At 56.6% G+C, this 21253-nt stretch carries 16 protein-coding genes and 9 pseudogenes; 8 read left to right on the forward strand and 17 right to left on the reverse strand.

Annotation, left to right across the window (positions count from 1 at the left end; all coding sequences use genetic code 11):
• The 11 genes and pseudogenes from ACOJB8_RS37060 to ACOJB8_RS37110 all read right to left on the reverse strand — a co-directional run.
• A partial coding sequence (locus tag ACOJB8_RS37060) for a helix-turn-helix domain-containing protein (RefSeq protein ID WP_475017124.1) occupies positions 1–228 on the reverse strand: 228 nt, incomplete at its 3' end.
• Positions 229–354: 126 nt separating this feature from the next.
• Positions 355–1998, reverse strand: a complete 1644-nt coding sequence (locus ACOJB8_RS37065) for a pyridoxal-phosphate dependent enzyme (RefSeq protein WP_083245641.1) — start codon at positions 1996–1998, stop codon at positions 355–357.
• Positions 1999–2020: 22 nt separating this feature from the next.
• Positions 2021–2905, reverse strand: coding sequence for a GHMP family kinase ATP-binding protein (locus ACOJB8_RS37070; RefSeq protein WP_083245642.1), 885 nt, complete (start codon positions 2903–2905; stop codon positions 2021–2023).
• A 200-nt stretch (positions 2906–3105) separates the two neighbouring features.
• A pseudogene (locus ACOJB8_RS37075) lies at positions 3106–3347 on the reverse strand (IS5/IS1182 family transposase); the annotation flags it as partial.
• A gap of 378 nt (positions 3348–3725) precedes the next feature.
• Positions 3726–4074 (reverse strand): annotated as a pseudogene (locus ACOJB8_RS37080) (secretin N-terminal domain-containing protein); the annotation flags it as partial.
• 8 nt (positions 4075–4082) lie between these two features.
• Positions 4083–4919, reverse strand: a pseudogene (locus tag ACOJB8_RS37085) (IS5 family transposase).
• Between the two features lie 176 nt (positions 4920–5095).
• Positions 5096–5527, reverse strand: a pseudogene (locus ACOJB8_RS37090) (transposase); the annotation flags it as partial.
• Between the two features lie 18 nt (positions 5528–5545).
• Positions 5546–5936 (reverse strand): annotated as a pseudogene (locus tag ACOJB8_RS37095) (transposase); the annotation flags it as partial.
• A gap of 1 nt (position 5937) precedes the next feature.
• Positions 5938–6383: pseudogene (locus tag ACOJB8_RS37100) on the reverse strand (IS6 family transposase); the annotation flags it as partial.
• A gap of 24 nt (positions 6384–6407) precedes the next feature.
• The gene (locus tag ACOJB8_RS37105; RefSeq protein WP_083245643.1) at positions 6408–7148 is read right to left on the reverse strand and encodes an SDR family NAD(P)-dependent oxidoreductase; all 741 of its coding nucleotides are present in this window, start codon (positions 7146–7148) and stop codon (positions 6408–6410) included.
• Between the two features lie 130 nt (positions 7149–7278).
• The gene (locus tag ACOJB8_RS37110; protein ID WP_176733000.1) at positions 7279–7455 is read right to left on the reverse strand and encodes a hypothetical protein; all 177 of its coding nucleotides are present in this window, start codon (positions 7453–7455) and stop codon (positions 7279–7281) included.
• An 870-nt stretch (positions 7456–8325) separates the two neighbouring features.
• Here ACOJB8_RS37110 and fabF point away from each other — a divergent pair.
• Both fabF and ACOJB8_RS37120 read left to right on the forward strand, forming a co-directional pair.
• Complete coding sequence (gene fabF, locus ACOJB8_RS37115; protein WP_069268843.1) at positions 8326–9567, forward strand: beta-ketoacyl-ACP synthase II; 1242 nt, start codon at positions 8326–8328, stop codon at positions 9565–9567.
• A 287-nt stretch (positions 9568–9854) separates the two neighbouring features.
• The gene (locus ACOJB8_RS37120; protein ID WP_305120854.1) at positions 9855–10076 is read left to right on the forward strand and encodes a hypothetical protein; all 222 of its coding nucleotides are present in this window, start codon (positions 9855–9857) and stop codon (positions 10074–10076) included.
• Positions 10077–10101: 25 nt separating this feature from the next.
• On the opposite strand, the pseudogene ACOJB8_RS37125 reads toward ACOJB8_RS37120, so the two are convergent.
• From ACOJB8_RS37125 to ACOJB8_RS37145, 5 genes and pseudogenes are all read right to left on the reverse strand, one after another.
• A pseudogene (locus ACOJB8_RS37125) lies at positions 10102–10768 on the reverse strand (methyl-accepting chemotaxis protein); the annotation flags it as partial.
• Complete coding sequence (locus ACOJB8_RS37130; protein ID WP_176733001.1) at positions 10747–11019, reverse strand: hypothetical protein; 273 nt, start codon at positions 11017–11019, stop codon at positions 10747–10749. The gene ACOJB8_RS37130 and the pseudogene ACOJB8_RS37125, both read right to left, overlap by 22 nt.
• A 544-nt stretch (positions 11020–11563) precedes the next feature.
• Positions 11564–11716: an integrase core domain-containing protein gene (locus tag ACOJB8_RS37135; RefSeq protein WP_370684338.1), complete on the reverse strand. Its 153-nt coding sequence runs from the start codon at positions 11714–11716 to the stop codon at positions 11564–11566.
• A pseudogene (locus ACOJB8_RS37140) lies at positions 11690–12564 on the reverse strand (IS5 family transposase); the annotation flags it as partial. The gene ACOJB8_RS37135 and the pseudogene ACOJB8_RS37140, both read right to left, overlap by 27 nt.
• 237 nt (positions 12565–12801) lie before the next feature.
• Positions 12802–13068 (reverse strand): annotated as a pseudogene (locus tag ACOJB8_RS37145) (transposase); the annotation flags it as partial.
• 888 nt (positions 13069–13956) lie between these two features.
• Here ACOJB8_RS37145 and ACOJB8_RS37150 point away from each other — a divergent pair.
• The 3 genes from ACOJB8_RS37150 to ACOJB8_RS37160 all read left to right on the forward strand — a co-directional run bounded on the left by ACOJB8_RS37150 (position 13957) and on the right by ACOJB8_RS37160 (position 17866).
• Positions 13957–15123 (forward strand): porin, encoded by a 1167-nt coding sequence (locus ACOJB8_RS37150; RefSeq protein WP_475017127.1) that lies wholly within the window; start codon positions 13957–13959, stop codon positions 15121–15123.
• Positions 15124–15650: 527 nt separating this feature from the next.
• Entirely contained in the window at positions 15651–16937 is a 1287-nt protein-coding gene (locus tag ACOJB8_RS37155) for a cytochrome P450 (RefSeq protein ID WP_069268846.1), read from the forward strand.
• A 371-nt stretch (positions 16938–17308) separates the two neighbouring features.
• On the forward strand, positions 17309–17866 hold the full coding sequence (locus ACOJB8_RS37160) for a Tn3 family transposase (protein ID WP_475017157.1): 558 nt from the start codon (positions 17309–17311) through the stop codon (positions 17864–17866).
• Here the strand turns inward: ACOJB8_RS37160 and ACOJB8_RS37165 are convergent.
• A complete protein-coding gene (locus ACOJB8_RS37165; protein ID WP_475017129.1) occupies positions 17863–19002 on the reverse strand; it encodes a Tn3 family transposase in 1140 nt (379 codons plus the stop codon). The genes ACOJB8_RS37160 and ACOJB8_RS37165 overlap by 4 nt on opposite strands.
• Before the next feature lie 13 nt (positions 19003–19015).
• Here ACOJB8_RS37165 and ACOJB8_RS37170 point away from each other — a divergent pair, with 13 nt between their 5' ends.
• From ACOJB8_RS37170 to ACOJB8_RS37180, 3 genes are all read left to right on the forward strand, one after another.
• Positions 19016–19681, forward strand: coding sequence for a tyrosine-type recombinase/integrase (locus tag ACOJB8_RS37170; RefSeq protein WP_475017131.1), 666 nt, complete (start codon positions 19016–19018; stop codon positions 19679–19681).
• Positions 19682–19708: 27 nt separating this feature from the next.
• A complete protein-coding gene (locus ACOJB8_RS37175) occupies positions 19709–20248 on the forward strand; it encodes a DUF6398 domain-containing protein (RefSeq protein ID WP_368607163.1) in 540 nt (179 codons plus the stop codon).
• Between the two features lie 566 nt (positions 20249–20814).
• Positions 20815–20979 (forward strand): hypothetical protein, encoded by a 165-nt coding sequence (locus tag ACOJB8_RS37180; protein WP_018310015.1) that lies wholly within the window; start codon positions 20815–20817, stop codon positions 20977–20979.
• Positions 20980–21253: the final 274 nt, after the last annotated feature.

The raw sequence follows: 21253 nt of genomic DNA on the forward strand, positions 1-21253 counted from the left end.
CAGACCGGCAAGTCCGTGGGCAACAAAGCGCTTCTTCCAGTGCGTAATTGCAGGCGGTGTTACTTCGCACTGCGTCGCAATTTCTTGACCCGTATGACCGTCAGCGGCCATCAAGATAATCTTTGCCCGGCGCACGAGAGAGTGAGGCAGCGAACGCGAGCGGCTCATTGAGAAAAATTGCTCTCGCTCCAGCTCCGACACGACAAGCTCGATTCCTTTGCGTCCCATGATCGCCCCCAACTCACCGTGATTCGATCATAGACCAATCTGAATTTACGTTAAGTCATTTCTGGGACGAAATACTAGGCTTGGGCCGAGACAAGAAACGCTCAGTCAAAAGCCAGTTGAAGGCAATCACTTTTCTGGTGTAATTTCATATTCAAAAATATTCTGAATACCAATCGGGCCGCAGTAGGTTAGTCCTGTATCTCTGAAGCCAAAGCCTAGGTACATGCGTTTAGCTACCACATTCCGCGCATTGACGGCAAGCATTAAACGGTCGACATTTGGGCGATTGGACGCGATCCACCCAATAGCTAGTTCTGCCGCAGCTTTACCGTACCCCTTACCTTGGTATGATAGGCCCACCCGCAGGCTGTGCATCGTCATAGCGTCCGGATTCGCCCATTCTGGCACTGCGGCCTTTTCTCGAAGGACAAAAAAACCTACAACATCGTCATGCGCTACGACTGAAAAACAATGCTCGAATTCCGAATTTTGGCTTTGCCTCAGTTCTGAAAACACTACGTACAACGGGTCGACATATTGACATTGATCGGCATCCAGCCTGAGGTGCGCGACGGTAGCACTGTCGAGACACGACAATTCTAACAGCCTGGCATCGCCTGCCACAATGTGGGAGGTCGGTGCGGTGCAAAAGGATTGTTCTGAGGCACTGGCGACTGCTTGTGAGACTTCCAGTTTTTGCTGTCGAGAGACAAGCTCGGGCCTCTCTTCTTCAATGACACGAGAAAGAACCTCGTCAAGTGTTCGTCTCCCCCACGCATAACACGACCAACCGCTCAACACCTCCGTGGGTGCCTCCACAGTTACCGGTGCCTCCCGCACATAAGAAGACGTAATGGACAAAGACGAAAGCCAGTCGCCTTCATAGTTATAAATAGTATCGACATAGCGGTGTCCCTCATCTGGAAAAATCGCCACAACGTTTTTCCCGGGGTTCTTCCTGGACCACCAATCTGCCACTCTATAGGCTGCGCCACTGGTCGGCCCCATAAATAGCCCATGTTCTCGATGTAGTTGATGAGTTGCATGAAACACTTCTGCAGGCGTCAGCCAGTGAACCTCGTCAAACTGCCGATGATCCACGTTGGAAGGCACAATTTCCCCCCCGAGCCCACTAAGATCCCCCAAATCTCCGCAGGGCTGTCCGAACAAAACAGAATGTGGCATATCCACGCCAATAGCGTGTAACTCAGGGAATGGCACTCTTAAAAATCTAGTAGTGCCTGACATCGACCCACCGGAACCAACTGGCCCCACCAGGCAGTCGACCTTCACAAGTTTTTGGATCAGTAGTTCCGCGAACTTACCGTAGGCCAGTGGATTGCCGGTGTTAGAATATTGAGACGGCCAGAAGCTGCCAGGGATTTCCTTCAGATATTTAGCCAACCTATTTAGCCTAGCCTGTTGTAGCCCCCCTTGTGGTGCCGGATCGTTCACAACTTCTACGTGTGCACCAAGCTCTACAAGGCGGCTTTTAAGGTGACGATCGATTGCCCAATCGCTTACCAATATGAGTTTATAGCCATACTGAACGGCTAACATGGCTAACGCTAGACCAAATGTACCAGAGGAGGACTCGCAGATGGTGGCACCCGGTTTGAGCAGCCCCTCCGACACAGCTTGTTCGAGTATGAACCGCGCCGGAAGCAGCTTCATCAGAAAGAAGCTTGCCCCATAAAAATTAGCATCCAGCCTGACGATCCGTGGATTTTCGAAATCCTCAAGGTTTCGCATAATATTTCGATTCATCATCCTTTTATTCCCAGTGTTTTTATCACTTCGCGATAACAGTAGCTTCAAATCCTGAACACACTAATTCACGGGTAGCCAAATACATGTTCTCCGCAGTTCTTTCGCTCGCCGGATCGAACATCACGCCAATAACCGTTCCGCTGTGTGCTATCTGTAGTCCAACTGAACCATATTTTCGCCCAATTTCTTCAATATCGCGTAGACGTGGCTTTCGTAAAAATCGCTGATTAAGCCAAGTGCTTGCTGTCGCGACGCGGCCGAGCAATTTTATATCGGATGTATCAATCCCTTTACGCAATAGAGCTCGAATCGGTCGAAAGTTCTCGACCTCTTCTAAGTTGTACTGGGGCAATTCCATATCAAGCGTGTTGACAGTCTGTTCGGTATCCGCAGTCACACTTATAAAGTCAATCGGAGGAATCGGTCTCCTGAATGCTTCAAGAACAAATCCATCTCGTTGCGCAAATAGTACCGCCTGCTGCGAGAATATTGTTGAATCACATGCCGACTCAGCGCTTACTGCAATTTGCATAACATCGCTAGGCGGCAGCTCGATATCAAGCGATTCAAGAACTGCCAAGATGCTGGCCACTACATCAGCTGTGGATGACCCCATACCACGCGCAACAGGGATATTGCTCGTAAGCCCAAGTACCCCCCCCACCCTCGCAGCCGAGAACCGCTCAAGCGTGATTTCTGCGGCGCGTTTGGCTTTTTCGCAACGGCTTGGAAAAACGTCTACTTCTCGCTTGTTCTCGTTCGGCAGGAACTCTGCCCTTGACTTGAGACTCCGGTAAGGCATGGAGACTAAACCACGCCACAGCAAACCATCATCGTCTTCAAACATTCCCTGGAGGAGCTCCCCGTGGTGTCCTGCGGCCTCGCCACTCCCTTGTTTCCGGTGCATATTTTCTATCTCCTTTGGCTCTGGTTCAAGAAAGTCCAGTACGAATACTGGGAGAGTTTCATACGCGGCAACGGGGCGGTCTGCAACTCCTGGTAGTCTGCTGAGATACAGCTCACCAGCTCGAGTAACCTCCCAAGAACTGCCGCATCTGTCTGGTCCGTATCGAATTGATACCGACCGTCTTGCCCCTGTCTCTGCGTACGCTCGCTTCGAACCGAATACCACACCTGCACCAGCAGCGCACGAATCAGTTTGTCCTTGGCGCTGCACGGCAACTGCACTTCGGATGACTCGCGTACAAGCGTGCGAACACCCGGCCCATGCGCTTGCGCGCATCATTCCGCCAGATACGAATCGGCCGCAAGGGGTGGCTCGTAGCCTCAAAGTCATCCAGCGCTGCCATTGTGAACATCGCTTTGGCGTTGCCATCTGCTCCACGGATCGTTTCAGTCTTCAACAGCCCGCTAGGTCGATTCGCATACAAGATGCATGCCTGCAAAAATGAGACCGCCGACGGTCAAAGTGATTGCACAACCACGCAATCAATTGAACGAATTCCTACAGCCGACGTCATCTAGATAACAAACGGGACAGCACGGGCTGTCGTTTCGGGATTCAGAGATGGCTTCGCATTTCGATGTTTCATGGTCGAATGTCCGAGGCTGTTAGCGCCGATGTACTGCCCCCCGGGGGTGCGGACGAAAACTTGGACTACCTAGACGTAGTTCATGTACTCGTATGAAGAGCGTCTTCGAGCGGTTCGGCTTTATCTAAAATTGGAAAAGCGCCTCGGGGCGACCATCGGGCAGTTGGGTTAGCGCGCCGCGAGGCGCGCTGCGTTCGACGCACGCAGCATTAGCGAATTCGTGCGCGGATCAGCCTGCACCAAGACCTTCAGCGTCGCATCCACATTGCCGATCGCCCCAGGGTCAAGCATCTTGGGTCATCTGGGTCGCAACGTCGAGCGAATTCGCGTTCTTCAGGTATGCTACCTGCACCTGCTGGCCAGCCGCAGAATCTACGCCCTCGATGATCTGCTCGATGCGGCGGATGTTATCCGCATAGTCAGTGACGACGATCGTATTATTTGATGGATAAGCGGCAACCATATTACTCGGCGAAATGAGCGGACGCAGCACCGGCAGGAGGTTGATCGCCGATTCGTTTCTAGAGAATGTTAGATCCTTTGGATATTGGGCACAGCATGGACGAGCATGAGCATGGCAAAGACGACGAAATGCAGACCGGCCAAGGTTTCAGGCAGGCGCTCGTAGTCTCTTGCCAGTCGGCGGAAACGGTTGAGCGCAGCCGAAGCTGCGCTCAACCACCCAGCGGCGTGGCAGCAACACGCCCCCCTTTTTTGCCTCCGACAGCTTGATTACCTGAAGCTCAATGCCTTCATCGAGTGCCGCCTGCGCGGCTCCTCTCCGGTATAGCCCTGATCGGCGAACGCCACTTTGATTGTGTGGTCCGTGGCCTGCTGAACCTGACGAGCCAATTCCGCGACCTGCGCGCTCCTGTTCGTTGGCCGGCGTCACATGCACCGCAAGCAGTTGCCCCAATGTATCCACCGCCTATGCACCTTGCTGCCTTTCTTACGCTTGTACCCGTCATAGCCTGCGCGTGGACCGCTCTCGCACGTCGACTGCAGCGTACGGCCATCGAGGATGACTGCACTGGGATGCCCCCGGCGATCCTGCGCCACGCGGATAATCGAACGTAGGTCATTGACCATGGCTTCGAAACAGCCTGCCTGAATCCAGCGCTGTGTCTGCTGATAGACCAACTCCCACGGCGGAAAGTCATTGGGCAGCAGACGCCACGGTGCACCCGCGCGGACAATCCAGCGCAAGGCGTTGAACATTTCGCGCAATTCGTAGCGACGCTGAGGCGCGTCCTGATTCATCAATTTCAGGTACGGAGCGGCGAAGGACCACTCTTCATTCGATACATCCGTTGGGTAGGGTCTGCGTTTTTCATCCCGCCAGGGTACCAGGTCTGGCCGAAAGTTCATAACACCGTCTAAACGCTGCCATACGGTTGCCGACCAAGCGGCCCATCGTTCCAGCGAGCCGCCGCGCGACCTGCGGTTCCGGAAGGGGCGTGCCCGTCGCGCGGTACCGCGCGGTGGTCAACGCGCTGCAGCCCTCGAGACATCACCTGCCGAATCCTGCCGACTGTCTTGCTTCAGCTAAAAAACTGCTCGATGCATTTGCGCTTGCGCTGACTGATGGCGTAGCCGGATCAGCGCGTTGTACGTCCGTCAATGGCCGAGCTGCCCGCGCGACCATCGTTTTGCGCAACATGCGGCGTCACGCCATTTGCGCGACACGTTGCCACGAAACCAGCCGTGTCGTAGTTTTTGTCAGCGCCGACCATAATCGATGTACTGGCAAACTGCGCGGCATACGCAAGCATCTCGGTCGCTGTGTCTCGCTCGGCTGTGCCGTTGGCCTGCGTCACCTGTGCGTTCACCACGAGGCCATGCCGGCTATCCGTCAGCACGTGCCCCATATCAGAAAGCATCGCGCCCGTACCACGACTCTTGCGAAACAGCCGCGGCTGACTGTCCGCGCTGAATTCATGCGTGTCGTTGCTGCGCTTCTCGCCATGCCAGTTCTCACCCCAAGCACTTGCAGCCTGCGAAATGGCGTCGCCCACGCTCGGGGCAATCGTATCGGGCACTGCCGAACGCCGCCTCGAGGTGTTTTGCGTGTTTTGCGCAACGTGCGGGTGACCCTCATCTGCTGGCACGCCTCGATGAACTCCTGGCCATCGTAACCCTTGTCCGCGCCCAGTGTGATGTCTGCGCTGGCATCGTCTGCCGCTTGCCGTGCGTCGTGGATCATGATCTTAGCCGCTTCACGCTCAGCATGTTCGTCGGCGCGTGTCACGCGCGCATTGACCACCAGACCGTGCCGGTTATCGGTCAGCGTACGGCCCATTACCCCAATTCGCTGGCCGTTTTGCCTTTGCGATAGAATTGCGCATCGGGGTCGGTCCTGGACTGATGTGTCTCGTTGCTGCGTTTCTTCCTGCTCGACGATGATATTCAGATACTTCGACTGACAGATCTTGGTCGGCGTCTCGCGCCCGGCGTCGATAGCCTCAAGCGCAGCGAGATTCGCCCCATTCTTGTCGATCGTTACCACCTCGGGTTCGCCGCTGCGCTCGATCGACTTTTCGAAGTGGCGCTTCGGGGCAGCCTTGTCAAGGTGGGCGCGCAGCAGGAAATCGATCATCTTCCGCTTTGTCCACGGCCCGGTACAGTACTTCCACTGTCCCTTGACCTTGATATACGTATCATCCACGCGTCAGCTCCTGCCGACTGCGCGCTTGCGACGTCGAAATGCCTTTCCGGAGCGGGCAGCAACTTGATCGCCCATCGGTGCACGGTTGAATGGTCGACATCGATGCCACGTTCAGCCATCATCTCTTCCAGATTTCGCCGGCTCAGCCCATATGCCACATGGCGTCGGTCTTTATGTGCCGACGCATGACTTCAGACATGCTGCCCTCCATTGACGTGCAACTCTGCTCCGTTGATGTACGACGAGGCCTCAGTGCAGAGGAAGTAGATTACTCGTGCGACTTCGGCCGGATCTCCGAGACGACGCATAGGAATACCGTGATCCACGATCTCCTCAGTGCCGGGCGACAGGATCGAGGTATCAATTTCGCCCGGCGCAATAGCGTTGACGCGTACGCCCTCGGGGCCAAACTCGTGTGCCATTTCTCGTGTTAGAGCTGCGAGCGCAGCCTTTGAAGCTGCGTACGCAGTACCCGCGAAAGGATGAACCTTCACCCCGGCGATCGATGTTACGTTGGCAATCGCTCCTTTTGCTCGGACCAATTCTGGGAACAGCGATCGCGCCAGTAATGCGTTGGATACCAAATTCACGTTAAGAACAGTCATCCATGTCTGAATATCGCTGTTGAGAATTCCGAGGCGCGATCTGTTCTCGCCTTTAGGCGAGATTCCAGCATTGTTGACGAGCGCATGTAGTTGTCCATCAGGTAGCCGTCGCCTGACTTCCAAAGCGATCCGGTCGATGTTATCGAGGTCCGCGAGGTCTGCTTGGATGTGCGTTTCACGCGCCGCAGGCCACTTGCAACTGTCCGAGAACGGTCGCCGTGAGACAGTGAACACCTCCCAGTTGTTTTCCTGAAAAAGCTTAACTGTGGCATGACCGATACCGCGGCTGGCGCCGGTCAACAGCATATAACGATTAACTTGGCCCATCTGTGCAGTTCCAATTTGGATAGATCGTTGCTTGCGATCGCTTGCATTGGGGCGCGCCGCTCTGCGTGCGGTGAGGCGAACCTGCACGAGTTGTGGCGCGGCAATCTGGATGAGAGGAACAGCGCGTCAGTTAGATCGTCGAAGTCGTGACTGCCGCGCAGAAGGAACGCATCACGCACCCGTAGTTGAACACCTTCTGTAACAGCAACGTCGGCGGCGGCCACGGCTCAGATGCTGCAATACAAATGCCCGACTGCTCATCCGTCAATGTTGTGGGGATCGCCTGCCGGCCATGTTTTGCAGCCATTCTCGTATCCGCAAAGCCTTGACTTTAATCCGACCGCCCTCGCCAACCCCGCGAGCCAGTCCCGACGGGGCACGCAAGCAAATTCCGCCCTTTCGGAAAACCCGCAATCAGTTGTTTATCTTTTCCATACACAATCCTTATCGGGAAAATGTTAATTAACCTAAGCTCTGCGGGTCGTCGTACTACCCACCTACCTAACACGGCACGTTACGCGACTCTCTGTGCAACTACCAGAAGAAAGGCGTCAAATGCATTGATACCAACACTAAGCGTCATTGAAGGGTTGTGTCGCATTAGTGCGGGGGCGCTAGAATGCGCGTCTGACGAACCGGTTCTGACCCGATGATCAAGAAGGCACCCACGAACGGCCCTTGCCCAGGAATTGCGAAGGTTCTGAAGCGACTGCACTATCCGCTCGCTGCGCAGAACATCGACGATGCGCGCGTTCGTCATGCCGGTCCTTCGCAGATATTCATTTGCGATGCGAATCAGTGTTATCCAAACAATTGATTTTGTAGTTCGAGGCGAGATGCCGCATAGTCGCTTCCTGCGACGCGCGGCACAGCTTCCGACTATCCGTGCCGGAAAGAGAACTTTCCCGACATGCCCCGATGCAAGCGACGCTATCGGAGCGGATATCCATCTTAACGTCAAAATCAATTTTCTACGGGAGCGGATACGAGAACAACCATAGGAGCCGTGGCAATGACTGTATCGATCGTGATAGTGGGTGCCGGCTTTTGTGGGACGATGACGGCCACATGGCTACTATCGGATCAAACCGTAAAGCCCCTCCCTATCGATCGCACGGGTCGACAGCTTTAGCATTTCGCGCGGTATTGGTCGATTTTCGATATCAAATAAGAAAAAATGGACAACCGAAGAGTCGTCGTCACCGGTCTTGGTGCCATTTCCCCGGTCGGGATTGGCGTCGAGGAAAATTGGTCGAATGTCATTGCCGGCCGCAGCGGAATCGGCCGGGTCACCTTTTTCGATACGACCGATTTCCCGGCGCAAATCGCTGGCGAAGTCAAGGGGTTCGACGCAACTCGCTTCATTTCGGAAAAAGAGGTCCGCCATATGGATCGCTTCATCCAACTCGGTGTCGTGGCCGGCATGGAAGCATTCGTCGACAGCGGCCTCACAGTGACCGAAGCAAATGCCTCCCGGATCGGCGTTCATGTCGGGTCCGGAACCGGCGGCGTACAGACCCTCGTCGACACTGCCTTCACGATCAGGGACAAAGGGCCGCGGCGGGTGTCCCCATTTTACGTGCCCTCATCCATCATCAACATGATCGCGGGGCATCTCTCGATCCGGTACGGGCTCAAGGGACCGAATCTCGCCATGGCGACGGCGTGCTCGACCGCCACTCATGCGATCGGAGACGCCGCCCGGCTGATCGAGTATGGTGACGCCGATGTCATGATTGCAGGGGCAGCAGAGGCGGCGATCACCGAGAGCAGCCTCGCGGGCTTTGGCCGGGCCAAGGCGCTCTCGACGCGCAACGAAAGTCCCGAGACAGCGAGCCGCCCGTGGGACGCGGAGCGCGACGGCTTCGTGCTAGGTGAAGGAGCGGGCATCATCGTGCTCGAGGAGATGAAGCACGCGCGCCAGCGCGGCGCACGGATTTACGCGGAATTGGCCGGATTCGGACTAAGCGGTGACGCATTCCATATTACTAGCCCGTCGGAAGACGGGGAAGGCGCGGCCCGCTGCATACGCAATGCCTTGCGCAATGCACGCGTCGCGGCCGACAGCGTGCAATACATCAATGCGCACGGCACTTCGACGCCGCTCGGCGACCGCGCGGAATCGCTCGCGCTGAAGGCAGCCTTTGGCTCGCACGCCAAGGACCTCGCGATCAGCTCGACAAAATCAGTGACCGGGCACCTGCTTGCCGCTGCGGGTGGTGTCGAGGCCGTCTACACCGCGCTCACCGTGCACCACCAGATTGCGCCGCCGACCGCCAACCTGACAAAGCCCGACCCGGAATGCGACCTCGACTATGTACCCCTCGTAGCTCGACGCATGCCGATTGATGTTGCCATTTCAAATTCGTTCGGGTTCGGCGGCACCAACGGCACGCTAGTATTCCGCCGGATCGAGTGAATGGCTAGGACAGAGGAATCTGCCAAGTTCGCGAAGCAGATCTTGAAGGCACGTCAACGTAAAGAATCTCTATTGGTCGGAGATAGCTGCACGCCTGCCCAGTTTGAACCACCCCGGAAATGTGGGGTAGTCGGACTGGCTTGCGAGTCCGCTGCGTGCCGGCTTGCTATCACGGGGCCAGACGGCGAGTCCAACCCGTTATCGCGTGTGTGATCGAGCGGTAACTCGGCAGACCGCCGATGTGACCGGGCCTCGCCCTCCTGTCTCAAGCGACACCGCAAGCACGAATGGCTCTGAAACCGTTGTGTATGCTGGTCCGGCACCGCATGATTCTCTTCCATGAGTTTGGGTCAACGTACAGATTTTATGCGCCGCCAGGTCGTCGAGCAAGCGAGCTCGTGGAGCAGGCAGCCGCCGGCGTGCAGGCGTTGAACGCGCAGGCGGTCGAACTGGAGGATTCAGTGTCGGTGTTCAACGTGTCGGCGGGCGTAGGGGTGAGCAATCCCTGAAACTGGAGAATAAAAGATTCTATGAAGCCGCGTTTTGTTGCGTGGCCCTGTCCATCTCACTGATGCCGGTGTTGACATACTTGATGCCGACGCTTTGCTCTTCAGACGCCAGGAAATCTCGCTGACGATATCCGCGACACACCTGATCGCATCCTTGACTGGCCCTATCGTTGTTCCTGCGTCGGCCGCCTGGCTTGCCCCATGCTCCACGACCGCCACGGAGTCACCAACAAGCGACTTAATTTCCTTGGCCGCCGTGGCCGAATGCTGTGCGAGATTGCGTACCTCACTTGCCACAACCACAAAGCCGCGCCCCTGGTCGCCCGCCCGGGCAGCTTCCACCGCCGCATTGAGCGCCAGAATATTGGTCTGGAAGGCGATGCCTTCGATTACACCCGTGATCTCAGCAATTCTGGCAGAACTGTCACTGATTTTCTCGATGGTACCAATCATGGTTGACACCACGTCGTTGCCACGTTCTGCCAGATCGGTCGCGTTCAAGGCAAGCGTGCTCGCCTGAATAGCATTGTCAGCGTTGTTTCGAACCGTCTCGGTGAGCTGCGCCATCTTGATGCGGTTTTCTAAAGGGATGCAGCGTGCTTTTCGGTACGCGCGGACAGATTCTCGTTTCCAACGGATATATCCGTCACCGCGCGACCGACTGAGTCCGTCAGCTGGCGCACTGAGGCAATCGCCTGCCGACCTGATACGTCGCCATGTCGCGCACAGCTGCATGCAGTTCAGCACGGCGACCGTCGTAAAAATATGGCGCGGTCAGTTCCACGTTGCGCAGCGTCGGCGTCTTGAACGCATGGCAATCGAGCGATTCTTTTGTAACATTCGCCCGACCGTTGTCCTGCGGACGTGTAGCCCCGAACGGAAAAGTAGTCGGCCGGGAGACCCATTCGCTCGAACGACTGCCCGCCCAGATTCTTGCCCACATGGCAGGTTGCGCAATGGTTTGCCTTGAATAACTGGTAGCCGCGCAATTCCTCACTATTCAGCGCACGCCTGTCGCCGCGCAGGTAAGCATTTAAGCGACTCGGCGTTAGCAGCGTCACTGCTATTCGGCGATCGCATCTGTGATGTTCACGCTCGACCAACCGCTCGGGTACACCGCCAAGAACCGTTGCGACATCGACGAGTCTTGTTCTCGAAGGTGTTAGGGCAACGCTGATCAAGCCCGGTAAACACGACTGGTTGCGACCAAGACATGCGTCAACTTTCGAGATCGCGAAAAACAGCCGCAAAAGCGGGCATTCCAGCTCATGTTGGGCCCATTGAGGGGCTCTGCACGGGCTCTTCGCCCGTCTTTGGCCCTCTATGGGCGCACCTGTGCCGTCGAGCGACCACACATGTAAAGATTGGCCAGCGCGAGCGCAACGAAGGCGCGATTGGCGTTCTTTGCCAGCCCGCGATAACGAACCGAGTTGGCCTCATTCGTTCGGACAGGATCCACGAGTTTTTAAGTGGAATCGCAGAGGCATTCAAGCTGCCGATTTTATCGCTGGCAGCGTGGCGAAGTATGCTTCATCCGGTGTCTGATCGGCCAGCCTAGAATGAGGCCGATTCTGGTTATACCAGTTCAGGTAGTTGCCGATTGAGCGGCGGGCGTGGCTGACCTTCGCGAAGCCCCACAGCAGCTTCATGACCGCGAACACATGCTCGACCCGGGCACGGATCTTCGACTTGTTGCGGTTCTTGCGGCGCGCCACCTCGTCGACGATGTCCTTGCGGCGCGTGCGCTTGTTGGTGAAGTCACGTGCGTTCGGGGCCTTGCTGTGAATCAGTGCTTTCTGGCTCGCGTATGCGCTGTCACCGTAGACGCATTGCTCCTCACCGTGCAGCAACTGCGGCTGCGGATGCTTGCTGTGTACGTTGGCGGCGGTTACGACCGCGCTATGAGCCAGCCCGCTCTGACTGTCCACACCGATGTGCTGCTTCATGCCGAAATACCATTGCTGGCCCTTGCGCGTCTGATGCATTTCCGGGTCACGCGCCTTCTCCTTGTTCTTCGTCGACGAGGGTGCACCGATCAGTGTGGCGTCGACAATCGTGCCGCTCTTGAGCTTTGCCCCCGCGCCTGCAGCACCACTCCCACTTCCGCGAAGATTCGCTCGCCCAGCTTGTGCTCTTCCAGCAGATGCCGGAATTTGAGCATCGTCGTGGCGTCCGGCACCGTTTCGCTGCCCAGGTCAATGCCAACGAAACGGCGCAGGCTGAGGCTGTCGTACAGAGCCTCTTCGCATGCAAGGTCGGCAAGGTTGAACCAGTGCTGCACAAAGCGAATCCGCAGCATGCGCTCCAGTGCAATCGGCGGGCGACCATTGCAGCGTGTCGGATAAAACGGCTCCACCACTGCGCACAGCTGCGCCCACGGCACGATCGAGCTCATCTCATCGAGAAACGCTTCGCGTCGCGTGGGTTTGCGCTGCGCCCCGAATCGCCCGCATTGATCGACAGCCATCGCCAGTGTCAGTTGCTTCATCCCGTTTTTACTTTCGCCGTTGCACGTCCACGCTATAACGCACGACAGTCATGAACGGTGGACTTGATCAGCATTGCCTTAGGGCTACGCTGATCAAGCCGTGTAAACACAACGGGTTGCGATCAAGAGATGTGTAAACTTTTGAGATCGCGAATAACAGTCGTAAAAGCGAGGCATTCCTGCTCATGTTGGCCCCTTGAGGGGCCCTGCACGGGCTTGTCGCCCGTCTTTGGCCCTCTACGGGCGCACCTGTGCTGTCGAGCGACCTCGCCACATGTAAAGATTGGCTAGCGCGAGCGCCACAAAGGCGCGATTGGCGTTTTTTGACAGCCCGCGATAACGAACCTTCGTGAAGCCCCACAGCCGCTTCACGACCGCAAACACATGCTCGATTCGGGCTAGGATCTTCGACTTGTTGCGGTTCTTGCGCCACGCCACCTCGTCGACGACGCCCTTGCGACGCCTGCGCTTGTTGGTGAAGTCTAGCGCCTGGCCCAGTTGCGATGGTTGCCGGCCTCGCCTTGCTCAGCCTCGTTGTCGCATCATGATTTACCAGTTCGATACTACCGAAGAACTTCTTGATGTCGAGGCCCAGCGCCCAAGCATAGCCCCCAGCCGCGCCGCCGGCCCACGTCGGGCGCCTGATGCGCGGACCGCCCAAGATGATAGCCGCATGAGTCGTCGTGAAACCACAAGCGATTACAGATATCGCTTGACCACCATCTGAGCGATGCACTGAGATCGTGGGAATTCCAACGGCCTCGTCCCCACACCCTGCCTTCCGGGGGTATGTCAACCTTCGGCACCAGTGGTCTTCGCGGCATGACTGCCGCCCTCGTGAGACGAATTGTTGAGTGCGACTCGTGACAAGCCCCCCGTTTTACACGACTAGTCAAGGACACTACCGGCTTCGCGATCTCTTACGAGGGTTCTTGTTCGAATAGACGGCTCTTCAGCCCATGTCAATTGTCGCGTATTGACCAAATGCTCACAAACGAAATGAGGACTGTCGCACATCGGGCGGTCCGCACGACAATCTTCATCGGATATCAATCCACCTGAAGACGTCGCACTGCGCCTGGTGGCTCCTTTTCGCCGACTAATCTGAGTCGGCACGATCTGTGCTCTGGAAATGTGAAACGATCTTGCGCTCAACCCGTTTGACACCTTGGACGCCATACAGTAAAGCCTAAGTCGCACAGATATGATCTCCAAAAAATGCAAAGAGGCAACTGCACATATCAACGATACAGTGGCTTTCTTCCGCTGTAGCGCTCTATTTTGGAGCACACCAACATCGGCGCAATCGTGGCAGCACGTCGCAGCGCTGTACAGACAGATGTCGTCGAGCGAAACAGAGCTTCTCACTCACACGCTCCTGGAAATCTAATTATGCGTGGTTGGGAAAGGTCGATATTTCTGGCTTTATTTGGTGCGTCATCCTTGGCTCAAGCACAAGGGACTGTGAATCTCTACGGTGTACTCGACGAAGGCATTATGTACCAAAGCAACGTTGCTGATAGCAAGAGAATTTCGCTTGACTCGCTTAGCGCCCTCATGGGAAGTCGATGGGGCCTGACCGGGAGCGAGGATCTCAGTGGCGGTTTACATGCAACGTTCACCCTTGAGTCAGGCGTAAACCTAAATCAAGGTCAGGCTGGTCAGGGCGGCCTGCTATTTGGTCGTCAAGCCTTCATCGGTATCAAAAGCGACAACTGCGGCGGCCTGACATTTGGACGTCAATACGACATGATCTTCTACTTTCCCGAGCCGCTGACTGCCGAAGCACTGGTCGGAGGCGCGCCGGCGGGACACCCAGGGGATCTGGACAATGCGTCCAACACGGTTCGACCGAATAATTCTGTCCGATACATGAGCCCTGACATCTACGGCGCGAGCTTCGGAATTGAGTACAGCTTTGGTGGTATTGCCGGTAACTTCACATCTACCAGTGGTTATTCGGTAGGTGCAGGTTACGTGAAAGGGCCATTGAAACTGGGGGCATCATTCGAGTACTTTAAGAACCCCACCGCAGCGCCAGGCACAGGATTTTTTACTGCCTATTTGAATGGAATCTCTCCTCTTCAAGGTGCTATCAACCGTGGATATGCCTCCGCCCAAGCGTATCAGTCTGTAGTCGTAGCATCCAACTTCACAATCGGCCGCGTCATCGTGGCAGCATCGTTCTCTAATGTTCAATACGCGAATCTCGCCCTGCCTCAGCTGGACGGAACAGTCATATTCAACAACTACGATGTCGGAATAATGTATCGTTTCAGCCAAGCGTGGACAGTCGCAGCATCATACGACTACTTGCAATCGAATGGCATTCAAGACGTTTCGGGACACATACTCGGAAACCAGCACTTCAACCAAGTAACGATTTCAACAGACTACTTTTTATCCAAGCGAACCGACGTCTATTTCGAAATCGGTTGGCAACAAGCATCTGGGACATCGTCTCTTGGGGTTCCCGCTGTTGCGAGCGTCGCGAATGTGGGTGACTCATCCAGCAATCGCCAGATCCTTGCTCGCGCCGCGATCCGTCAAAAGTTCTGAATAGAGCTAAACATGCTGGAATGCAACGACTCACAGCACCGATCGATCCTCCCAAATGACCCGACTGACGCTGCCAGCGTTGGCGAGTCACGCCCCCACTTTCGATGCATGACTAAATTTTCTGACCTTCCTGACATTCCTGATCGGCGTCGCGTCTTATTGGTTAAACTGGCGAAACCATCACACCAATTAATTATCTTAACTTCAACAGGAGACTACAGTCCGCGCATTAATTTGCATACGTTCCGCCGCGTATCCTCAATATCATCGATATCAAAGAACAATGTTGATATGGATTAAGGATGAAATGGGAAATCATAATATGATAATTAGATACGCCGGACGCAAATTGACAGCCACCACACCAACCACCACCCGCGGGGAGCACCCGCCTGCGATAAAGTTAAATCGATCGGCAAGCACCAACTGAAATGAGCTCTCTACGTTAGCAGACTGGATCATCGCGCGCGTAGACGCTCTTTCGTGTCGCGCGTCCACTAACACGAACCTCCCTGGACTCAAACAGAATGCAAAAATATGACCTACCAAGAGAAATAGCGAACCGCATCGTCGATCCGAAGTCCCACACGGACATCGATGGCCTCCACGAAATTTACACTTGGGCACGCGCAAACAACCCTGTCGGGAGAGCGACGGCTGCCGGGCATGACCCGTTTTGGGTGATTACAAAACACGCCGACGTCTCTATGATCTCACGGAATAATTCTCTATTCCACAATGGAGATTATTCTGTCGTGTGTCGCCCTAGAGCATCGATAGAGCATATTATGTCCACGACCGGTTCACCGAACATTGTTCGGTCGCTCGTGCACATCGATGGCGAAGAACACAAAAGTTTACGCGCGCTGACTCAATCCTGGTTCATGCCGAACAGTATTCTCAAGCTTGAAGACCGTATTAGATCGCTAGCCCGTGCGATGGTCGCGAAGCTGCAGCAACACAACGGAAAGGTGATCGATTTTTCAGGCGCATTCGCGTCGCAGTACCCACTGCACGTAATCATGGATATTCTCGGTGTCCCTCAGGAGGATTTTCCTCGCATACTTGCACTAACTTACGAGATGTTCGGGAGTGAAGACGAGGAATACACACGCGATACGGTGCGCCAAGGCGACGCGAGCAGTGCGACGGGCAATGCGCTCCTGTCTGTAGTTGACGACTTCAGGGAGTACTTCGAAAGCTTAAACGAAGCGCGCCGGAAGGACCCGCGCAATGATGTCGCGACTTTGCTAGCCAACGCGGTCATCAATGGGCAGCCTATCGATGACGTAACCCGCCTCGGCTATTACGTAATTATCGCTGCCGCAGGGCATCATACAGTGTCGTCGTCCACGTCGGTCGCAATGTGGGCATTGTGCCGCTTTATGGAGTTGCTACCACAGCTTCAGGCAAATCGATCGCTCATTCCACATTTTATCGATGAATGCCTTAGATTCGCATCGCCGGTTCATCATTTCATGCGTACAGCGACTGCCGACACTAATATCCGGGGCCGCAAAATTCGCAAGGGAGATTGGCTGATGTTGTGCTATGGCTCGGCGAATCGCGACGAAGAAGTCTTCCCTTCGCCATTCACATTCAATATTGATCGCAGACCCAACCCACATATCGCGTTCGGTGTCGGCGGCCACGTATGCCTTGGTCGACATCTCGCGCACATGGAGATGCGGATTCTGTTCGATGAGCTGATTCCGAGATTGCAACGCGCTGAGCTAGTGGGTGAGATCGAATACATGGAGTCAAACTTCGTTTGTGGACCGAAACACCTTCCCGTTCGCTGCATGTTGCAATAACACAACCCGCGATATCCGCATGCACGAAACAGCTAGCCGTGTATCGAACGAGCACGTCAATAACAGGGGTGGCATCATATCCGGCATGAGGTGATAGGCCTACACAGAAAGCAGCCCAGGCCCAACCTTCGATCCGGGCGCCATACACGCTGGCTCTATGACATTGACATGCCAAGCTGCGAATTGGACTCTAGAACCGTGCGCATTGCCGGGATTGCATCGCACCCTTGCGTTCGCGATGAGGACAGCTGCCGTATCACGCGCAGCGACCATTCCGCCGCTGTGTCAGGGGTTCCACGCCCAAACCCCAATAATTTTTTGGAATGCTTTAGAGACACTACGAGCACTTTCTGATCAAGCCTGCCGGACAGATCGACCGGCAACTGCTCGTTGAGCAGCGGGCCGGCATCGAACAGATCATCGCGTCGCTCAGCATCAAGGAAATGAGCCAGCAGGCCCTGATCCGCAAGCTGTGTGCGCTGTCGCCCCATCATCCCACGCGCAAGGCCGTGTTCGAATTCGACAGGCTGGTGCGCAGTATCTACACGCTGCGCTATCTGCTGGACCCGCAACTGCAGCGCGACGTCCATCGGTCCCAGAACCGGATCGAGGCCTACCATCAGCTGCGCTCCATGCTCGCCCAGGTCAGCGGCAAGAAACATCTGATCGGCAGGACGGACCTCGATGTCGCGATCAGCAACGAATGCGGACGCCTGCTCGCCAATGTCGTGATCGCCTTCAACTCGATGCTGCTCTCAGCGCTGTTCGAGCGGTATCAACGCGATGGCAACCAGAAGGCGCTCGCCAGGCTGAAGCGGATCTCGCCCGTCGCCTGGCAGCACATTCACTTCCTCGGTCACTACACCTTTCAGGGTAATGCGAATCCGATCGATCTTGGCGTCCTGCTGGCCGGCCTCGAAGTTCTCTAACGCATTGAATCGGAGGCGGCTTCGAATTTCTGCCCATCGACGCTGCGATATAGCACTTCCAGATCGAACGAGTAATGCTCGAAGATCGGCAGTTGCGCGATGAAGTTGCTGATCCGGTCGCTTGCGGCCCGCAGCGTCGCCAAGCGGCAGCGTTGCCGGTACGTATCGGCCAGCACGTGATACGGGATATCGCAGGTTTCGGCCATGGCCGAATTGCCGTGATTGATCGCCTGCGCCACAATCACGGCCATCAGGCTGTCGGTATCGGCGGCGATCTTCCTGGCGTAGCGAGGTTGTAGCGGTGTCATCGTCCGCAGGAAATCGCAGCGCTCATTCACAAACCGGAAGATGTCGGCAATATCGCGTGAGGGCAGTTTCGCGTAGAAACTGTCCTGCTGCGCGCCTTCTTTCTCGACCCTGGGCTGCCGCCACGTCAGCTTGCTGTGCTGCGCGTCATAGTCGAGATGCTTGAGCTTGCCCTGCCGCAATTGCAGCTCGAAGGTTTGCCAGAGCTCATGAAGTTCGTTGAACAGGGCGTCGATTGTGGTGTCGGGCGACTGGCGTAACCAGGCAAGGTCGAGTTCCTCGAGCACAGCTGCCGTGCGTTCGGGCGCGACCAGATGATCGCTGAAACGCCGATGCTGGATACTGTCGTCAAGATGCAGCTCGCCGCGATCGAGCCGCTTTCTGATCTGCCGGTAGATCCAGAATTCGTAGCGATCACCGCGCAGGCCGCTGGGCTGACCGATATCATCGAAGGTGAGCAGGTAAGGTCGAAGTCGCTTCGGGACGGTGCCAGGGGGGATCTCTGCGAGCGGGCGCTGGGCGAGGCGTTGTCGCCGGCCGAAGACGCCGTTCATCCAGCGTACCGCAGCCAGCCAGGGATCGTCGGCGCGGAGGCTGGAGAATTCCAGCGCCATCGCCTGCGGCCGCAGCCGCGTGCGCACCTGACCGGCGAGCGCGTCGATGGCCTGCCAGCGCAGCTCCATCTGGCTGACGGGTTTGCGGGTCAACCGCTGTCCCGTCTGCTGCAGGGCCGCTTTGGGCATGATGCTGAAGGCTTGGCGGCGCACGGAACCGAATGGCAGGGTGTCGTCGAGGGCGTCATCTACGTAGAGCAGCAGAAGCCTGCCCACCTGCGCGGTTTCTATGGCCCAATTACGGAAAGTTCAAGACCCCGCCCTGTGCCGGGACGCGGCTTCCGGAGTCCTCGAGCAAGCTGTGCCAGACATCGTTAACCGGAAAGTTCCGCGACGGCGGCCCAATGCCGCCTATCGCGGTCGCGAATACCTGCTGGAAAAGGAGGTCGCGGACCTGATCGCCGCCGCTGCCCGCGAAGGGCGGCACGGCGCGCGCGATGCCGCGCTGATCTTGATCGCCTACCGTCACGGCCTGCGTGTCTCGGAACTGGTCAGCCTGCGCTGGGATCAGGTCGATCTGACGCAGGCCCTCGTGCATGTCGTGAGGCGCAAGCACGGCATGCCCGCCGTGCATCCGCTGCGCGGACCTGAACTGCGCGCGTTGCGGCGGCTGCGACGCGAGGGTCCGGACAGCGCCTACGTGTTCGTCAGCGAGCGCCAGGCACCTCTGACTCCGGATGCGGTGCGCAAGATCGTGACCCGCGCGGGCCAGCAGGCGGGGCTTGCGTTTCCGGTTCATCCGCACATGCTGCGTCACGCGACCGGCTACAAGCTGGCCAACGACGGACACGACACGCGCGCCATCCAGCATTACCTTGGCCACCGCAACATCCAGCACACCACGCGGTACACCGAACTGGCTTCGGACCGGTTCCGCGACTTCTGGCAGGACTAACCTTTCCGGGCTACTGAACTCACGCCTATGTCGACCGAACGCATCCCGAACGCGCTTCAGACCCGCTACGACGAAATCACCGCGCTGACCGACGCCGTGTGTGGACAACACCTGACCGACGAGTACCGCGACCTTTGTCGCCGCATGGCGGCGCCCCTGTGCCGCAAACGCCCCTCGCCACTCATCAATGGCCCTGCGCGCTCATGGGCTTGCGGCATTGCCTACGCCGTGGGTCGGGTCAATGGCCTGTTCTACCGGGATCAGACGCCGCACATGCGGGCCGACGTGCTGTGCGAACACTTCAGGGTGAGCCCGAAAACCGGATCCGCCAAGGCCAGCGCCATCATCGCGATGCTGAAAATTGGCGCGATGGATCCGCGCTGGTCACTGCCCAGTCAGTTGGCCAGAAATCCCATGGCCTGGATGCTTGAGGTGAACGGCTACATCGTCGATGCGATTTCCAGGAGGAAGCCTGTCGTCGCGGCCTTATTCCCTACATTCCATAACCTAACCCTCTGTTTTCAGAAGCATTCCAAAATTATTGGGGTTTGGGCTTGGAACCCCTGATTCCTGTCGATCGGCAGCATGTGCCACTGGCATCCAAGGTACAGCGCCTTCAGGATGTAGTTGAAGATCCTGTACAGTGGCAGTCGCGGCAGCGGGCCACGACGACGCCGTGGCAAATGAGGCAAGACAAACTCGTTGAATTGCGCTTCGCTCAATTCAACCGTAATCCCTCGTCGGGCTTGGCGTTGGGCCATTTTCCATCATCAAAGCGATGGATTCTAGCCGCTTCGACGACAACCGCTCGAATCCCTTTACCCAGCTCACCTCTCCGCCTGTTTTTACACCTGAGAAAAACCTGCAACCAGTAGCACTACAGAAGTATCGGATAGCGAAGGAATGGACGCCGTGCTGCCCGCTGATGTGCCGATGGATCGGGGGATTGCCGATGGCGCGTACTACAGCATCGAGCGTACCGAAGCGCTTTCAGGCGCGGGCGTGACGCCCGTCATCCCACCGCCAGCTCACGCTGTCGGACACGGCGAGGAGCGAACCCGCCGGCATGACCAGATCGTCAGGTACATCGAGGACAAAGGCATCTATGCATTTCACAAGAAATACGGCTACGTGTGCGCTCGCTGGTCGAGGCGCAGATCTCGCGCATCAAGCGCTGCATCGGCGAGCGCCTGCTGACGCAGGAGCTTGCGTCGCAGGAAGGCGAAGGCGTAATCATCGCCAACCTGCTGAACCGGTGGAACGCCTTCGGCAAACCGGTTTGCGTCAAAAATGCATAGTCGCGTCCATAGAACGGGAACTCGTACCCATCCGGACAAAGCCACTGTGTGATCGCCAACGGTGCGTACTACAGCATCGCACAGGCTGAAGCGTGGTCAGTCAGCGGCGTGTTGCGGATGATTCCGCCACCGTCGAACGCGATCGATAATTTACTTTACCCAACCAACCTCGTAAGGAAATAATGACTGGAAAATCTTTGATGATAAAGATGGCGGCCGCCATCCTTATCGCCTCATCTTTCGCGGCATGCTCGGGGAAAGGCCTTGACAGCGG

It is taken from the genome of Paraburkholderia sp. BR10141 (assembly GCF_056155635.1).